The 17,427-nt window shown below is 44.5% G+C and carries 14 protein-coding genes; 4 read left to right on the top strand and 10 right to left on the bottom strand.

Annotation, left to right across the window (positions count from 1 at the left end; genetic code table 11):
• Nucleotides 1-30: 30 nt before the first annotated feature.
• Complete coding sequence (locus G475_RS0106705) at nt 31-1,614, bottom strand: catalase (protein ID WP_026700615.1); 1,584 nt, start codon at nt 1,612-1,614, stop codon at nt 31-33.
• Between the two features lie 172 nt (nt 1,615-1,786).
• Here G475_RS0106705 and G475_RS0106710 point away from each other — a divergent pair, with 172 nt between their 5' ends.
• A complete protein-coding gene (locus G475_RS0106710) occupies nt 1,787-2,980 on the top strand; it encodes a sensor histidine kinase (protein WP_026700616.1) in 1,194 nt (397 codons plus the stop codon).
• The gene (locus tag G475_RS0106715) at nt 2,949-3,608 is read left to right on the top strand and encodes a response regulator (RefSeq protein WP_026700617.1); all 660 of its coding nucleotides are present in this window, start codon (nt 2,949-2,951) and stop codon (nt 3,606-3,608) included. The genes G475_RS0106710 and G475_RS0106715 overlap by 32 nt, the downstream gene beginning before the upstream one ends.
• Nucleotides 3,609-3,682: 74 nt before the next feature.
• Here the strand turns inward: G475_RS0106715 and G475_RS0106720 are convergent, their stop codons facing one another.
• The 8 genes from G475_RS0106720 to G475_RS0106760 form a co-directional block, all read right to left on the bottom strand.
• Nucleotides 3,683-4,375, bottom strand: coding sequence for a response regulator transcription factor (locus G475_RS0106720; protein WP_026700618.1), 693 nt, complete (start codon nt 4,373-4,375; stop codon nt 3,683-3,685).
• A 297-nt stretch (nt 4,376-4,672) separates the two neighbouring features.
• On the bottom strand, nt 4,673-5,611 hold the full coding sequence (locus G475_RS0106725; protein ID WP_026700619.1) for an aldo/keto reductase: 939 nt from the start codon (nt 5,609-5,611) through the stop codon (nt 4,673-4,675).
• 141 nt (nt 5,612-5,752) lie between these two features.
• Nucleotides 5,753-6,778 carry an NADP-dependent oxidoreductase gene (locus tag G475_RS0106730; RefSeq protein ID WP_026700620.1) on the bottom strand — a complete coding sequence of 342 codons (1,026 nt, stop codon included), beginning with the start codon at nt 6,776-6,778 and terminating at the stop codon, nt 5,753-5,755.
• Nucleotides 6,779-7,284: 506 nt separating this feature from the next.
• Entirely contained in the window at nt 7,285-9,228 is a 1,944-nt protein-coding gene (locus tag G475_RS0106740; RefSeq protein WP_026700621.1) for a BglG family transcription antiterminator, read from the bottom strand.
• A 69-nt stretch (nt 9,229-9,297) separates the two neighbouring features.
• Nucleotides 9,298-10,686, bottom strand: coding sequence for a glycoside hydrolase family 1 protein (locus G475_RS0106745; RefSeq protein ID WP_026700622.1), 1,389 nt, complete (start codon nt 10,684-10,686; stop codon nt 9,298-9,300).
• Nucleotides 10,676-11,008, bottom strand: a complete 333-nt coding sequence (locus G475_RS0106750; protein ID WP_026700623.1) for a PTS lactose/cellobiose transporter subunit IIA — start codon at nt 11,006-11,008, stop codon at nt 10,676-10,678. Before G475_RS0106750 ends, G475_RS0106745 begins: the two co-directional genes overlap by 11 nt.
• 30 nt (nt 11,009-11,038) lie before the next feature.
• The gene (celB, locus tag G475_RS0106755; protein ID WP_026700624.1) at nt 11,039-12,343 is read right to left on the bottom strand and encodes a PTS cellobiose transporter subunit IIC; all 1,305 of its coding nucleotides are present in this window, start codon (nt 12,341-12,343) and stop codon (nt 11,039-11,041) included.
• 47 nt (nt 12,344-12,390) lie between these two features.
• A complete protein-coding gene (locus G475_RS0106760) occupies nt 12,391-12,702 on the bottom strand; it encodes a PTS sugar transporter subunit IIB (protein ID WP_026700625.1) in 312 nt (103 codons plus the stop codon).
• 259 nt (nt 12,703-12,961) lie between these two features.
• Between G475_RS0106760 and G475_RS0106765 the strand changes: the two genes are divergently transcribed.
• Entirely contained in the window at nt 12,962-14,173 is a 1,212-nt protein-coding gene (locus G475_RS0106765; protein WP_026700626.1) for an NAD(P)/FAD-dependent oxidoreductase, read from the top strand.
• 745 nt (nt 14,174-14,918) lie between these two features.
• On the opposite strand, the gene hisD is transcribed toward G475_RS0106765, so the two are convergent.
• Entirely contained in the window at nt 14,919-16,190 is a 1,272-nt protein-coding gene (gene hisD / locus G475_RS0106775) for a histidinol dehydrogenase (protein ID WP_026700627.1), read from the bottom strand.
• A 222-nt stretch (nt 16,191-16,412) separates the two neighbouring features.
• On the opposite strand from hisD, the gene G475_RS0106780 reads away from it, so the two are divergent.
• Nucleotides 16,413-17,408: a LacI family DNA-binding transcriptional regulator gene (locus G475_RS0106780; protein WP_026700628.1), complete on the top strand. Its 996-nt coding sequence runs from the start codon at nt 16,413-16,415 to the stop codon at nt 17,406-17,408.
• Nucleotides 17,409-17,427 lie beyond the last annotated feature (19 nt).

Raw genomic sequence — 17,427 nt, forward strand, 5'->3', positions numbered from 1 at the left:
GGAGTGTCCCTAATACACTCCAGCTTTATTTTAATAAGGATCGGAGACGTGGCCCATTTTCTCAGCTTCCATGACAGCTTCTTCACTTTCATCGGTTCCGATCGGACCTTTGCTCCCTCCGCTATCTGCCATTTTCAGGCCATCCGCTACGCGATTTCCGTAGTCTTCATCACATTCCCTGAATAGAGATATCATCTGGTCCTGTACCCGGGAGTCACAGGTTTTCAGTGTCGTCACCAGATTGTTGATTAAGTCTTTACGTTCCCAGTCACTGAGCCGCCGGTAAGTTTCCCCGGCCTGGGCAAAATTGTTCGTCCGTTCAATAGATTCCCGCTTCAGCCGGCCTTTTACGTATGGTTCATGCTCTTGGCCCGGATTTTCTGATTCTTTCAGTCCTTCAATCAGCGATGGTTCATAATTAACGTGTGGATTGCGGTGTTCAGAATAATCTACGCGGTAATCCATCTGTCCTTTCTGCTGATTCGTAATAGTTTCCTTTTTCGGCTTGTTGATCGGAAGCTGTAAATAATTACTGCCCACGCGGTACCGCTGGGTGTCGGAATAAGAAAACGTTCTGCCCTGGAGCAGCTTGTCATCCGAAAAATCCAGGCCGTCCACCAGCACCCCTGTGCCAAAGGCTGCCTGTTCTACTTCCGCGAAATAATTATCCGGATTTTTATTTAATACCATTTTGCCTACCGGCAGCCATGGAAACTGATCCTTATACCAGAGCTTCGTCGGATCCAGTGGATCAAAATCGAGTTCCTCATGTTCTTCATCACTCATAATCTGTACATACAATTCCCATTCTGGATAATTCCCATCATCAATGGCTTCAAACAAATCCTGGGTGGCGTGATTGAAGTTCTTCCCCTGGACCTTCATGGCCTCGTCCTGGGATAAATTTTTGATTCCCTGCACCGGCTCCCAATGGTATTTCACAAGCACTGATTCACCGTCTGCATTCACCCACTTATACGTATTCACTCCGGAGCCCTGCATATGGCGATAACTTGCCGGAATGCCCCACGGGGAAAATAAAAATGTAATCATATGCATCGCTTCCGGGGACTGGGAGATAAAATCAAAGATGCGCTCCCCGTCCTGAATATTGGTCACCGGATCCGGCTGGAAGGCATGAACAAAATCCGGGAACTTAATCGGATCACGAATAAAAAAGATTTTTAAGTTGTTGCCGACCAAATCCCAAATTCCGTCCTCCGTGTAAAATTTCACCGCAAACCCGCGCGGATCGCGGAGCGTTTCCGGAGAGTGCTTGCCATGGTTTACTGTGGAAAATCGGACAAAGACCGGTGTTTGCTGTCCTTTTTCCTGAAAAACTTTAGCCCGAGTGTATTTAGAGGCCGGTTCCTCCCCAACGGTACCATAGGACTCAAAGTACCCATGCGCCCCTGCACCACGGGCATGAACGATCCGTTCCGGTATTTTTTCCCGGTCAAAATGACTGATCTTTTCAAGAAAATCGTAGTTTTCCAGGGTCATCGGCCCGCGGTTTCCAACTGTACGGGTATTTTGGTTATCTGTCACTGGATGACCCTGGCGGTTAGTCAATTGTTCATCATTTTCGTGCTGATGTTTGTTTCTGTCATACATTCTTCAGATCTCCTCCTTTCTTCTCTTCATTATTTCCAACAATAAGGAGTTTATGTCTTATTTTTTAATAAAAGGAGTTGGGCTTTTTTCTGCCTTTTGATAAAATAAATTAACTAAACTATTCGTCTGCACCGAAAGTCCTTACTATTTTTGCATGCAGAGGAGGACACCCATGAATAATCGACAGTCCAACGCTATTCATTTGATGCTTCTCCTGTCCTTGATTCTCGGCGGTTTCATTCTGTATCAGACCAATGAAACCAGACAGCTGCTCCTGATAGCTCTTGTGTTGAGCTTTTCGCTCATTCAATTCTTTCGCTACTGGTTATGGGACATTTCCTATAAAAACTGGACATTTTATGCCTTATTAGGGTTACAGTGGCTGGCTGCCTTCGGAATTCAGATGGTGGACGGAAGCTTTGTTCCGCAAATATTTTTCTTTATTTTATTAGCAGAGCTGGCGTATAAAACCCCTCGTTCTATCAGTGTTCCATTTACCTTGCTCTGCTATGGCGGTTTTGTTGCCGGAACAGCTTTGAATCAGGGGTTCCCGCCTTTTGAAGAAATCAGTTATGTCGTGCCTCGTTTTTTGGAGTATGCTTTATTTTTTGGTTTTGCTTTTATTTCTAAACAAGCTTTTGAACAGCAGGAAAAGCTTGCAAAAGCCTACGAGCGGCTGTATGACTCCATGCAGGAACTTGAAGAAAAAACATTAATACAAGAACGAATAAGAATTTCCCAGGAAATACATGATACCATCGGCCATACTTTAACAACATCGCTGGTCAGTATCCAAACCGTAAAACAGCTGCTTACCAAAGGGTATTACGATAAGGCGGGAAACCAGCTGGAGCATTCCAGAGATCATATTCGAGAGAGTATTGAAAAAGTGAGACACGCGAGTCATACCCTGTATGAACAGCAATCTTTTATTGATTTAAAACAATCACTTATTGCCCTTCTGGAAGATACGAAAACGCAGAGCAATATTACAGTAAAGAAGTCCATCGAAGATCTTCCACCTTTGTCAAAGATGGCGGAACTTACGTTATATAGAGCATTACAGGAAGGAATTACCAACGGGCTGCGTCACGGGAAAAGTACCTGCTTTTCTTATCATCTCTATGTAAAAGACGGCATTTTACATGCCCACCTGATTGATAACGGGCACCTTCCGCAAGATTTTAATCTTGGCTTTGGACTTTCTTCCCTCCGGCAGCGTCTTCGTTTGTTGGAAGGGAAGTTACATATTAGTCAGGCGGAAACGGGAGGATGCCACCTTCATGTATCCTTCCCAGCCAGGTCCCGACATACGAAGGAAGGGGAGTATAGGAATGAAGAAAATAAGCGTTTTATTAGCCGATGATCACCCTGTCATTCTTGATGGCTTTCGGACTATTTTAAACCTTGAGGAAGATATAGAAGTCATTGGAACATCCCGAAATGGAGCAAATGTACTGGAATTCGTACGTGAGAAAAAGCCCGATGTGATACTAATGGATCTTCACATGCCGGATATAAACGGCATGGAAGCAACAGTCAAAGTAAAAACCTGCATGTCAGACATTCACGTGCTTCTGCTTACTTCCGATGCGAAAGAAAAGGACATCACCGAAGGAATTATTAACGGAGCGTCGGGTTTTTTATTAAAAGACTGGGATACCGAAAGAATTGTGGAGGCCATAAGAGATTGTGTGAATGGACAGATGATTCTTCCAACCTCTTTCTCGACTCACCTGGCAGCCCAATTAAAAAGTTCCCAAGAGCAGGAAACTTCCAGTCCGATTAATTGGGAGAAAGGGAATCACCCTTTTAATGAAAGGGAAAAACAATTACTTGAACTTTTAGAAAAAGGAGCTAAAAATACCGAAATAGCTGAAGTGCTGTTTTTATCTGTTGGAACCGTGAAAAATTACTTAAGCGTCCTGTATCGGAAATTAGGGGTGGAAACTAGAACAGAGGCTCAGCAGTATATCCGCCGTTATTTAATTTAGAAACGCCTTTAGCCGCCAGTTGGTCTTGGCAGGACAGTAACAAGCTCAAAAAAGATCAGAATTTATACCTCTTATCACGTTTTTAAAAATTTATACCCAAAGCCGCGCACCGTTTTTATATAAGAGGGCCGGGAAGGATCCCGCTCAATTTTCTTTCGCAGGTTGCTGATATGAACAGAGACTGTTTTTAGATCTCCAAACCGGTCGGTCCCCCACACCTTGTCATACAGCTGTTCTGTACTGAAAACCTGGTTGGGGCTTCGTGCCAATAATAAGAGCAGCTGCATTTCTTTCGCGTATAAATGCAGAACTTTCCCATTTCGTTTTAATGTGCAGCTATTCATGTCTATTTCAAGATCTTCCATTCTCAGCACCTTAGCCGAAGCCGCCCTGCGGGATGTATTGATTGTTTTTCTGCGCAGATGGGCCTGGATTCTCGCCATTAATTCCCCGGGATCGAACGGTTTGATAATGTAGTCATCCGCTCCTAATTCGAGTCCCTGGATTCTATCCTCAAATTCCCGTTTCGCACTTAAAAATAGGACGGGCGTTTCTACATCCGTCTCGCGAAGCTTTTCACAAATGTCCATCCCGTTCCTGCCCGGAAGCAGAATATCCAGCAGAATGACATCCGGCTGGATTTCCTGTATGGCGGATAATACCCTGTCCCCGTCACTGCAGGAATGAACATCATATTTACTTTGCAGATAGAGAACGATTAAATTTCTAATGTCTTCCTCATCTTCTACAATCAAGATCTTTTTCATCCTTAACGTTTCCCCTCCTCTAGACCCATTATTACTAATGATAATTAGAAGAAGAAAAAAATTATAGGTCATGGAGGGTAAGTTTCCAGTTTGTCATGGTCATCTTTTCATGAAGGGATGATGACGTTACACGTCACTTAAAGGCATGTAATACCATAATAGCTACCTTTTCAGGTCCGGATAGATTAGATTTCAGGACATAAAAAAGGCTCCTCCTAGTCTTAAACAGTTTTTATTTTAACTGTCTACTACAAGGGGAGCATATCAAGTCAACCAAGCTTCGTCCTTTTTTCTGTGCTAGGAAAAGATTTGGTCGATTTCTTTTATTTCTTCTTCCGTTAACATCACATCGAGTGTATGTCCATTGTCTGTCACCTGCTCGACTCGTTTGGCACCTGGAATAATAGTATCAATGGCATCCCGGGTTAAATACCAGGCCAGAATCACATAAGCGGTTTCCGCACCTTTCTTTCGGGCAAGGCGCCGGACCTTCTCCACTTTTTCCAGATTCTCATAAAACGTACTGCCCTGAAACATCGGACTGTTTGAACGGATATCATTATCGGCGAATGTCGTATTCTTATCGTATTTCCCGGCCAGCAGCCCGGAAGCAAGTGGAAAGTAAGGAACAAAGGAAATCCCGCGCTCTTTCACGTAAGGCAGCAGATCGTTTTCCGCTCCGCGTTTTAACAGGTTGTATTCGGATTGAATCACGTCCACATACCCATCCTGATCTGCCTCTTTCAGTTGTTCGACCGAGAAATTAGAGACACCAATCGACCGTATTTTTCCATCGTCCTTGCATTCTTTCAGTGCACCTACAGCTTCTGCTTTCGGCGTATTCTCATCGGGAAAATGAATATAGAATAAATCAATATAATCCGTCTGCAGGCGCTTCAGGGCTTGCTCCACTGCCTCCTTCAAAAAAGCGGGGGAATTATTGAAAACCATCTTCCCTTCTTTGGATTCATGGGCCGCTTTTGTTGCAATGACGGCTTCTTGACGATTTCCGCGTTCTTTGACAACCTCCCCAATCAGTTCTTCGGAACGGCCCAAGCCGTATACATAGGCTGTATCAAGAAAATTCATGCCACGATCTAAAGCCGTGCGGACTACGTTTTTCCCCTGCTCTTCATCCAAATTCGGATAGATATTGTGCCCGCCTACAGCATTTGTGCCTACTCCTATAGGATTTACTTTTATATCCGTGTGGCCAATTGTTGTTTCTCGATCCATCAGCTATCCTTCCTTCCAGAAAAAAATGACTTCCAGCTTTTCTATACCACAAACTTCATCGATCAAACCTATTTAAAAGGGAGGGGGCTCCAAGGCCTTCTTACTTTCTTGCCTCCAGGCAAAAACGAAACCGTCCGGCATTTATTCAACTCCAGCAGCTGGTTCGTTCACTTTCACCAGTTGTTTGCCAAGGTTGTCACCGGTAAACAGTCCTAAAAAGGCTTCCGGCACGTTTTCAAAACCTTCCACTATCGTTTCTTCATATTTCAGTTTTCCTTCCGACAGCCAGGCTGCCAGCTTTTCACTGCCCTCCTGAAAACGGGAAGCATAATCGCCGACAATAAAACCCTGGATCAATGCACGGCTTTTAATCAACGTCGGCTGCACTCTCGGACCAGTATCTTCTGTTTTATTGTACGAAGAGATGGCTCCGCATACCGGAATTCGGGCAAAGTCATTCAACTGTGTCATTACCGCGTCCGACACCGGACCGCCCACATTGTCAAAGTAAACGTCCACGCCTTTGGGGCAGGCTTCCTCCAATGCTGTTTCCAGATTGGAAACGGCATTGTAATTAATTGTTTCATCAAAGCGAAGCTCTGTTTTCAAGTAGTCTGTTTTCTTATCCGTTCCGGCAATCCCCACCACACGGGCTCCGCGTAGTTTTGCAATTTGGCCTGCAGCCATCCCGACAGCACCGGCGGCGCCGGATATCACCACTGTTTCGCCTGCCACCGGCCTCCCGATTTCAAGCAGACCAAAATAAGCAGTAAGCCCATTTAAACCGAGAATGTTTAAGTAGGCGGATAAAGGAGCAATCGATTCATCTACTTTCCGGACCGCCGCGTCTTCAATCGTGTTGTACCGTTTCCAGCCCAGCATCCCCATTACTTTATCCCCCGGCTCAAACAAACTGGATTTTGATGCAACGACTTCTCCTACTACATTGCCGGTAATGACTTCGTTGACTTCGAATGGGGCCACGTAAGACTCGGCACTACTCATCCGGCCGCGCATATATGGATCTACCGATAAGTATATGGTCTTCACAAGGACCTGACCGTCCTGCGGCTCTTCCACAGAAACTTCTTCAAAAGCGAAATGTTCATGAGAAGGCATTCCCTCGGGCCGTCCGGCCAAAACAATCTGTTCATTTTTCTCGGGCATGGTATCACTTCTCCTCTTTATGAATTCGTATCCTTTCTTATCTTCTCTTACCAGTTCCTATTTGTAAAATATTATGATTTTATCAATGCGATTACCATATAAAAAAAGGGAAGACAAGCACGAAAGCCTGGAACTCCCAGCGTTTGGCTTAATCAGCTAATGTTCTCGTCATGATGGCTTATGTATTCCCGCCTAACTGCTAATTATAAGTATTTACCAGGCATTTTTAAGGGGTAGAGAACAGGGCGCTTTCCTTTTTTCTTTTCGTGTTCCCCATAAGTATTTGGAGGTCGGTCCTTCTTTGTTTTTCTTTGCCAAAAGGTCCAAAAACGAAGTTGGAGGACAATAAGAGCTTCGTTCCGGTGGCTGCTGTCCTCCACAACTGCTGCCGGAGCTCCTTAACGCCTAAGGGATCTGGTGCTGGAAACGACCATCGAAGACTTCAAGTCTTGTCTTTTCTATCTTCGCACAAAAAACAGGCGCCGTTTGGGCCCCTGCTGATTTTCTTATTGTGCTGAAGAGATAAATAATTTCAGAAATTCCTGGTAGGACTGGCACTTCACAAGGTGCTGCACGAGCGATAGATCGTCCACAATGCTGCCCAGGCTTTTATACAGCGTCTGCAAGTCAATGCTGCTGTTTTTCTCTACACTCAACAGGCAGATGAACTGAACTCGTTTGTCTTCCCACATGATCGGTTTCTGAAGCGTACATACCGCTAAAAATGTTTCTTTTGTCTGCGGGGTGATTGGATGCGGAATAGCTACTAAATTTCCAAAGCTGGTCGGGGCCGCCTGTTCCCTTTCAAGTAATTTCTCCAGAAAATTTTCTTCTGTATATCCTTTTTGATGCATTTGCTCCTGTAGAAACTGCAGAACTTCCTCTCTTGATTGAAGATCCTGCTGTAAAAACATAAGCTCTTCTTTCACGTATTCCACCACACTATTTTTCTCCTTCTGAAACACAAAGTTTTCAACTTTTTTCAGATCCCCTTCTCCTAAAATAGTGTTCACCTGTATAACCGGTACCGGCAGTTTTTCTGGTATCGGAATCGTGCTCACAAGAAAATCAAGCGGCTCCAGAGAAATTTGATTCAGTTTATAGTATTCTGTCGTTCCAGCTACCTCAAGACTCGAGCCAAATTGGGCTTGAAGTTTATAATAGATTAACTGGGCGCTGCCCGCTCCGGATGCGCAGACGATCATGCACCGTTTCGGTCCGCTTTCTAGTTTTTTTCTTTCCATTGCTGCTCCAATGTGAAGCGCAATATACCCTACTTCACTTTCTTCTATTTTTACACCGGTTTCCTCTTCCAGCACCATCCCGGCAATGATAGCCGCTTCGAATGCGACAGGATAATTGGCTTTTATATCGTCCAGGAGCGGATTTCTAATATTCATCCCATACCGGTACCGATTCACAGCTGGTTTTAAGTGCAGGCTCAGCCCGATAATTAATTCCCGGTCATGGCGTATTCCAAGTTCCAATTTCTTTTCGATTGCTTCGAGAATAGAAGAGGTTAGATGGTAGACTTTTTCGTCCATCAGCTGTTCGATCCGCTCTTCCGTGACATTTGTCTGGGAGATCATTTTTGTCCCCAGTAAATGGATCGCAATATAAGCAATTTCCACCTCCGGAAACGTCACCTGCAGCGCATGTTCTACTTTCTTCACAATCGTTTTTGCAACGGCGTATTCTTTTTGATCCATAATTTCATTAAATTCCTTCGGATAGAACGTGACATGATGACCAGACTTCACCCGTTTATATGTGATTGCAATATGAATAAATAAATTATTGATAGCAATATCGGACAGGCTGATTTGATGCTCTTTGATCTCCTCCACGATGATATCCCATATCTCATTCAAGTTTTCCTTCACAAGCCAGGGCAGCTGGCTGTTAAATATATCGACTTCACTTTTCTCACTGCGGTCGAATATATATTCCGACATACAAAAACGCAGCTTCACTTCACTTCCGGTAAGCCTTAATCCATAATTCGGACGTTTTTCCAGGGTAATATCATACGTGCGTAAAATATCTTTCACCGTACGAATATCATTTTGTATCGTGGATCGGCTGATGAGCAATTCATCGGCCAGATCATCCAATTTTACAAAATCTCCGGCAAGCAGCAGCCGCTTGATTAAATATTTCGCCCGCTCCTCCGGATAGTCCGGCAGCGTTTGGTCCAAATCGGTATTCTCTTGAAAAACCTCTTCCAAAAACTGACGGAAAAGCTGATCCTCCTCAATATGAAAAGTATAGCCTTTCGCCCGGAGAGACTGTATCCGAGCTCCATTTTTCGTAACGATCTGGTTCAGCTGCTTGATATCATCCCGGGTCGTCCTTGTGGTCACCTGATTAATGTGAGCAAGATATTGACTGGTCAAAGGGGTATCCGCTGCCATGAATTCCCGCAGAAGTGCTGTTAATCTTGGATTCATAGCGTCCCTCCTTCCTCTTCCTTTTGAAAAAAGGCCCTGATACATCCGTCAGAGCCTTTTTTCAGGAATTTAAAAACCGTTATTTTCTGCTGTTTCTTTAAACCAGTCCGCGCTTTTCTTCGGGGACCTTTCTTTCGTTTCCAAATCGACGGAAAAAAATCCATACCTGTTTTTATAAGCATTCATCCAGGACCAGTTATCCATAAAGGACCACAAATGGTACCCCTTCGCATTGCATCCTTCCTGAATGGCCTGATGGAGCCATTTTAAATGTCCTTTAATAAAATCGATCCGGTAATCATCCTGAATCTGACCGTTTTCCAGGAATCGTTCTTCGTTCTGTACTCCCATTCCGTTCTCCGAAATAAACGATTCTATATTACCATAGTTTTCTTTCAGGTTCATCATGATATCATAGATACCTTTTTCATAAATTTCCCAGCCCCGGTATGGATTCATTTTCCGGCCGGGCATCTCATACATATCAAAAAACCAATCCATCATGAATGGACCATACGGATTCGGTAAATGTTCTTTCGCCTTGACCCGCCGCGGCTGATAATAATTAACCCCGAGAAGATCCGCGGTATGGTCTCTGATCAGCGAGCTGTCTCCTTCTCTTGTTTCCGGCAGCTGCCCGTGTTCGCTGAGAATATCGACCAATTCCTGTGGGAATTCTCCCTTCACCGCAGGGTCTAAAAAGCTCCGGTTAAAAAATAAATCAGCGATACGGGAAGCCCGCAGGTCCGCCGGATTTTCACTCCGCGGGTATGACGGCGTCAAGTTTAAAATAATGCCGATCTTGCCGTTTGGAATGGAAAAGTTCCGAAAAGCCTGTACCGCTTTCGCATGAGCGATAATGGTATGGTAGGCTACCTGTGCGGCTCGTTTGAAATCAACGACATTCGGATAGTGAAAATCGTAGAGATAACCGCCTTCGACCGGCACAATCGGCTCGTTAAACGTAAACCATTTGGATACGCGGTCCCCGAACCGCTGGAAGCATTCTTCCGCAAAAGCCGTATAGGCTTCGGTCACCCTGCGGTTTTCCCAGCCTCCGATGTTCTGCATCGATAACGGCATATCAAAATGGAACAGATTAACAAACGGCTCAATGTTCTGAGACAAGAGCTCATCTATCACGTTATTATAAAAAACTGCTGCTTCTTCATTCACCGCGCCTTCTCCTTCCGGAATCAGACGCGACCAGGAAATCGAAAAACGGAACGTATTGTGGCCGATATCTTTCATTCGCTGAATATCTTCCTTGTACGTATGATAAAAATCGGAGGTCGACTCAGGACCCACCCCTTCAAAAAATCGATCGGGTTCCCGCGAATACCAGTAATCCCAAATATTCCATCCTTTACCATCCTCAAAGGCGGCTCCTTCAATTTGCGTCGCGGATGTTGCGCTTCCCCACCAGAATCCTTCGGGAAACTTATACTTAGGCGTCATGGTTAAACCCTCCTGCGTTCTTATTTCGATAAATCTCTATAATCTCTACTGCCAGATCTCTTACTGTCATGGAGGTCATCAAGTGGTCCTGGGAATGGATAAGCATCACATTCACAGGCGCCTCCTCGCCACTTGCTTCCTGCTGCAAAAGCTTTGTCTGAAACTCATGAGCTTTGCCCAGTTCTGTGCCGGCTTCTTCGATCAGCTCATCCGCCCGCTTAAAATCGGCGTTTTTTGCCTCCTGAATAGCTTCCATGGCACTTGATTTGCCATTGCCGGCATATAAAATAATCTGAAAGGCTATTTCTGTAATTTCTTCCATGATCGTTTTCACCTCTTGACCTCCACCTTTTTATTCCTTTGCTGCTGCGGCATCTTCCTGTTTTTCTGTTTCATAATACTGCTTATCCATAATTTTCAGGAACGGCCACCATATGAGAAAGACGATACACATACTAAATAACTGAACGACAGCACCCTGCCAGGCATTTCCGGTGGCCAGGAATCCACTTAGCAATGGCGGCGTCGTCCAAGGTACAATAACTCCCGCCGGTTTTGGCACCATACCTGCTGCCATGGAAACATAAACGAATACCGCAACAACTACCGGTGCCAGCAGCCAGGGAATAAGTACCAATGGATTCATAATAATAGGCAGCCCGAAAATAATCGGCTCGTTTACGTTAAAAATACCTGCCGGAGCTGCCACACGGCCCACCTGCTTCATCTGTCTGCTCCGGCCGATGAGAAATATACCAATTATCACTGCAAGCGTCATCCCGGAACCGCCGATCCCTACAATAAAGGTATCAATGAACTGCTTTGTTACAATATTGGGAAGTTCCTCGCCAGCCTGAAAAGCCTCCAGGTTCTGGTTGTTCAGCGTGTACCAGATGGGATCGAGCACCGAGTTTACGAGGATCTGGCCATGCAGCCCAAAAAACCAGAAAAGCTGAATAAGCAGCACAGCGACAATCGTGGCCGGCAGTCCGCCGCCCAAAGCAGTCAACGGCTCCTGTAAAACGGTATAGATAAAGTTCTGGACCGTATCAAACGGGGTAAAACTGAAAATAATCCGAATGACTAAAAATATAAACAACGTCATCGCAATAGGGATTAAAGCACTGAATGAGCGGGTAACCGCTCCCGGAACACCGGCCGGCATTTTAATGGTCCAGTCCCGTTCTACAAAATAGCGGTAGATTTCTGCCGCGAGAAAGGCGGATAAAATTCCAAGAAATAAACCTTCTGCCCCAATACTGGACGTTGGAATACCGCCTGCTGTATCTTCAACCACCTGCGGCGTCAGAATAAGAAAACCAGCCAGCGAAACAACGCCTCCGTATATTCCTTCTCCGCCGGCATGTTCCACTAATTTATACCCTATCCCAATGATCACAAACAGACCCATAATACTAAGCGTCGCAGCAGAGGCAGGGTTTAACGCCTCTTGATACGCAGTGTACGCTTCTTCACTCAGCATCTGATCAAGGAAAGGAAAGTTGGCAATAACAACAAAAATCGATCCAAAGATAATTAACGGCAGGGCAACCAGAAAACCGTCACGAAGCGCCGTTAAGTAGCGGTTATTATTCAATTTTTCAGCAATCGGCATTAAAATTCGCTCTAGCAAGTCCATAAACTTACTATTATTCATCACATGTTCCCCCTACTAAAATATTCTCTCCCCACTCTTCATTGATTTTATTTTTTTTCCATCAATTCAAGAGCCTTATTTAAAACAGCTTCTCCGTCTACTCTTCCATAAGCGACAGGATCAATCACGTCCAATGGAATTCCAGCCTCCTTCGCCACTTTGGAATATTTGTTCTTCATAAACCGCATCTGCGGTCCGATGAGAAGAACATCTGCATTCTCCATTTCCGACTCTGCCTTATCCTGGGCCACAGCCCAAATTTTCGTTTCGACACCTTTTGCTCGTGCTGCTTCCTCCATTTTCGAAACCAATAAACTTGTCGACATTCCTGCTGAACATGCTAATAGAATATTTTTCATGATGTCGTTCCTCCTTCGAATTTCCTATGATTGGTCTGATTTAAGTGTATGAAATTCCTATCCCCATGAAAACGCATACTTTTTCCGTTAAGAAGCGGAAATTAGTTAATGAAACCATGGAAAAGAAATAAATTCGATTGTGAAATATTTAACAATGTTGTGGATTTTGTTATACTAAAATGAGTGATGATTCGCGAAAAGGTTTTTTGCAGGCTTGTTTGTGTATTATTTCACATACTATCATAGAAAGGTGATAACGTTGAGCAGTAAACCAAGAATTCTTGTCCTGGGGGCCGGCTATGCTGGAATGATGACGACAAAACGGCTCATCCAGCAGCTGAAACCAGAAGAAGCAGATATTGTCTTAGTCAACAAGCATAACTATCATTATCAGACGACCTGGCTTCATGAAGTTGCAGCAGGTACCATTGATCCAAACCGCGCCCGGATTATGATCAGTGATGTCATTGATACGAAACGGGTCCAGATCGTTTATGATTCCGTCACAGAAATCAAGCCTCAGGAGCAGCGCGTAATGATGGAAAATGGAGAACTGGGTTATGATTACCTTGTTATTTCTCTTGGCTTTGAAACCGCAACCTTCGGCATTCCCGGTATTGCGGAACATGCCTGGACGATCGAAAATATTGAAAACAGCAAAGCGATCTACGAGCACATGGAATCTCAATTCATCCGTTATGCGAGCGGAGAAGATGATGATGAAAAACTGCTGAACATTTTAATCGGCGGTTCTGGTTTCACGGGCATTGAATTCGTAGCGGAAGTCATAGAAAAAGTTCCGGAACTCTGCAGGAAATACGAAATTAGTGAAGAAAAAGTCCGTGTTATCAACGTAGAAGCAGCACCGACTATTCTACCCGGGTTTGATGAAGAACTAGTCGAATATGCTAAAACCAGCCTCGAAAACCGGGGAGTAGAATTCCGGATCGGCACAAAAATTCAGGAATGCACCCCGGACAGCTTTATTGTCGGAGAGGACAAAGAGGAAATTAAAGCCGGAACGGTAGTATGGACCGGCGGGGTCCAGGCTAATTCTATCGTCGGGGAGGCCGGATTCGAGTTGACGAAGGGCAAGGTTAATGCAAGAGAAGATTTGCGGGCTCCCGGCTTTGATAACGTATTTGTTATCGGCGACTGCTCCTGGGTATGGGATTACGAAAATGATAAACCTTATCCCGTCAATGCCCAAAGTGCGATCCAGGAAGCAGGAACCTGTGCCTCTAACCTGAAAGCCCTGCTGTATGGAGAAAATACCAGCCGTTTTGTCTTCGATAACAAAGGAGTGGTAGCCTCGCTTGGTAAAGGGGATGCTATTGGAAATATCCTTGATGACAAAAAGCTTTATGGAAAGACAGCACGTGCCATGAAAAATGTCATCGATAACCGCTATCTATTTCTTGTCGGCGGACCAAAACTCATTCTGAAAAAAGGGAAAGTCCGCTTCTTCTAAAAATAAAATGTCATTCCGTTAAAAAGATTAGGAGGATCATCCAATGAAAAACTGGTTAATGGTTGTATCGCTGATCTCCGTCAGCGCTGCCGTATTATATACGATAACTGCCCGATGCATGGAAAGTTACCGCGATTTCCGTTAAAGAAAACCCGGGCAGCGGCCTTTACAATCTCCTTTAGCCTATTTATCCATGTTTAATAATAGATCAGATCTCGACGTTGAAACCATCACAGCTGCCCTCCCACTTTTGTGTATTGTTCTATCGCTACGTCAAAATAGGTCGCTTTCCGCGGGCACGGCTCGAGCCTCCTCGGAAGAAAGCCACTTCCTGCGGGGTCTCGAGACTCGTGCTTTTCCCGCAGGAGTCGACCTATTTTGACTCCGCTAAATGGACGTTATTGTTACATAAACCCTAAGATGTCCGTTTTACCAATTTTTCTTTCGTTTGGCCCAACCTCCCTCTCTATTCAGCCGAGGCCGGCCACGGAGACTCCTATGGGACGAAGACGAACTGAAGATTCCCTTGGTAATGCGATCTTCTTTACCAAGTGAGCTGAAGCCGCCCCCATGGAAAGCGCAGTGACCGGGTGCAGCGATCCCATCGTCATTGTTTTGTTCGGGTTTTCGGCCGGCTCCTATCCTTCTGTCTCGGCCCCTTCTATCAGTTTTTAAATAATAGAAAACCTGCTTTCATAATGGATTTTATTTTTTATCTAACATCTTAGAATTGGGCTTTCTAACTTCAACTATATCTCCGAACTCGGAGAGAAGCTTGTTCTTTATGTCCTGCAAATCCTTCAAGTTCACAGAGCCGTTCCGCATATTGGCCGATTTCTACACTGGCAGCCTCAGTTACTTTTTGATACGTGCAGTTTTTCAGGAATTTTCCTACCCATAGTCCCCCCGTATAACGTGCTGCTTTTTTGGTTGGGAGCGTGTGGTTCGTTCCGATCACTTTATCTCCATATGCCACATTTGTTTCCGGTCCCAAAAAGAGAGCTCCATAATTAGTAAGATTGTCTAAAAAGTAATCCGGGTTTTTCGTCAATACTTCGACATGTTCATATGCCAGCTTATCAGCTTCCGTCACAGCCTCTTCTAAATTATTAACAAGGATAATGGAACCATTGTCCTGCCAGGCAGCTCCGGCCACTTCTGCGGTGGAAAGTGACTCTAACTGCCGCGATATTTCCTCTTCCAACGTTTCAGCCAGCTCTCTGGATGTAGTGATCAACGCGCCCGGAGAAGTGGGACCGTGTTCAGCCTGCCCCAATATATCAGTCGCCACCATTTGAATATCCGCTGTATCATCCGCAATGACAAGAGTTTCGGTTGGTCCGGCTAATAAATCAATACCTACCCGTCCAAACAGCTGACGTTTTGCTTCTGCAACAAACGGATTCCCTGGCCCGACAATCATATCAACAGGAGCGATGGACTCTGTACCGATGCCTATCGCGGTCATGGCCTGAACACCGCCAAGAATGTAAATCTCATCTGCCCCCGCCAGATGCATCGCTGCCACGGTGGCAGCAGGTATTTCCCCCTGGGAAGGAGGAGTACAGGCAATGACTCGTTTTACTCCGGCCACTTTTGCGGTCACGATACTCATATGGGAGGAGGCAACCATTGGATATCGTCCTCCTGGAATATAACAGCCGACACTGTTCACAGGAATGTTTTTGTGTCCGAGGATTACGCCGGGCCTGGTCTCCACTTCCATATCCTGAATGGCTTCACGTTGATGTTCAGCAAAATTGCGAATTTGAGATTGAGCAAATTTTATGTCTTCTATAACACTATCCGGTACAGTGGAAACAATATCTTCCACCTCGTTTTCAGCCAAAAGAAAGCTATCTGGCGTCCACTTGTCGAATTTGTCGGATAATTCTATAATCGCACGGTCTCCTCTGTTTTCCACATCCTGAATAATATTTTCTACAGCTTCTTGTACCTTCGAATCAGCTTCTTGTATTTCTGCTTCACTTTTTCCTTTTTTTAAATAGGCTGCCAATCCTCTCACTCCTTTTAGAAAAAGTATATTGTGAATACGTATTCATACAGTAAGTGTAAATGCAAACGGATTCAATGTAAATACTATCTTTTTATCTACCATTTTGCAGCCCTTTCTGGATAAAACTTGATTTAATCATAAAACCCTCTTGACAAATATAAAAGAAAAACTTAGCATTGTTTACAATCACAATTGAATACGCATTCAAGTAAAGGAGCGGTTATGGTTTCATCAAAAGATGTAGCTAAACGAGCAGGCGTCTCTCAATCAACTGTCTCCAGGGTATTAAATGCATCCAACCAAGTAAGTAAGACCAATGCAGAAAAAGTGACGAAAGCAATGAAAGAGCTGAATTATCGGCCTAACGCCATTGCACGATCCCTTGTCAGTAAACAAACGAAAACCCTTGCTTTAATATCCGGCCCCTTGCATAACCCCTTTTTTGTAGAAACCACTACTTCGATCATTAACTATGCTAATGAAAAAGGGTACAAAACCAATGTCTTTTTTGAAAATGCCGGTGATAATATGGCTGTATACGAGTCAGTGTTATCTATGCAGCTCGATGGTATTATTTTGTCATCTATTTTTATGGAAGACCCGATCTATGAAGAGTTAAAAGCCTTAAATCTGCCCTTTGTGATGTTCAACAGAAAACATAACAAGCCAGGGCATTTTGTGGAAATTGACAACAGAAAAGCCGGAAAATTGGCGGCAGATCACTTCTTAGAACTCGGCCACAAGAGAATTGGATTTATAGGCGGCCCTCTCTACACTTCCACGTTTCACGGCAGATGTGAAGGGTTTATTGTGAAACTCAAGGAGCATCTCTCTTTAGACGATGCTCTGATACACGAAACCGATACAAGTGAAAAAGAAATACGGGAAGCAGTATTGAAGATGATGGGGCAGAAACATAAACCTACAGCTATTTTTGCCGCCACGGATTCGATCGCCATTCTTGCGATCGATGTGCTGAAAGAATTGGGGTATGATATCCCGGATGACATTAGTATATGCGGAATGGATAATGTAAGGCTGGCCCGGCATCATTCGTTTGAATTGACTACAATTGGCCAAAAAACAGAACAAAACCTTGGTAGATTAGGCATTGAATACCTTATTGATATGTTGGAGGGAAACATCCAAGAAGATACACCTGTGGAAGTGACTCTTGAACCCATTTTGTATCAACGAAAGACAACGTGCGCCATATAAAGGCACGGTCTTTCTTTTT

Origin of the sequence: Salibacterium aidingense DSM 18341, assembly GCF_000429685.1 — a bacterium.
Classification (GTDB): Bacteria; Bacillota; Bacilli; order Bacillales; family Marinococcaceae; genus Salibacterium; species Salibacterium aidingense.

Coding starts and splice junctions, on each gene's coding strand:
- G475_RS0106720 (WP_026700618.1), bottom strand. CDS start 4,375: ATGAAAAAGATCTTGATTGTAGAAGATGAGGAAGACATTAGAAATTTA.
- G475_RS0106780 (WP_026700628.1), top strand. CDS start 16,413: ATGGTTTCATCAAAAGATGTAGCTAAACGAGCAGGCGTCTCTCAATCA.
- G475_RS0106740 (WP_026700621.1), bottom strand. CDS start 9,228: ATGAATCCAAGATTAACAGCACTTCTGCGGGAATTCATGGCAGCGGAT.
- G475_RS0106760 (WP_026700625.1), bottom strand. CDS start 12,702: ATGAAAAATATTCTATTAGCATGTTCAGCAGGAATGTCGACAAGTTTA.
- G475_RS0106725 (WP_026700619.1), bottom strand. CDS start 5,611: ATGGATCGAGAAACAACAATTGGCCACACGGATATAAAAGTAAATCCT.
- G475_RS0106745 (WP_026700622.1), bottom strand. CDS start 10,686: ATGACGCCTAAGTATAAGTTTCCCGAAGGATTCTGGTGGGGAAGCGCA.
- G475_RS0106730 (WP_026700620.1), bottom strand. CDS start 6,778: ATGCCCGAGAAAAATGAACAGATTGTTTTGGCCGGACGGCCCGAGGGA.
- G475_RS0106705 (WP_026700615.1), bottom strand. CDS start 1,614: ATGTATGACAGAAACAAACATCAGCACGAAAATGATGAACAATTGACT.
- G475_RS0106750 (WP_026700623.1), bottom strand. CDS start 11,008: ATGGAAGAAATTACAGAAATAGCCTTTCAGATTATTTTATATGCCGGC.
- celB (WP_026700624.1), bottom strand. CDS start 12,343: ATGAATAATAGTAAGTTTATGGACTTGCTAGAGCGAATTTTAATGCCG.
- G475_RS0106715 (WP_026700617.1), top strand. CDS start 2,949: ATGAAGAAAATAAGCGTTTTATTAGCCGATGATCACCCTGTCATTCTT.
- G475_RS0106710 (WP_026700616.1), top strand. CDS start 1,787: ATGAATAATCGACAGTCCAACGCTATTCATTTGATGCTTCTCCTGTCC.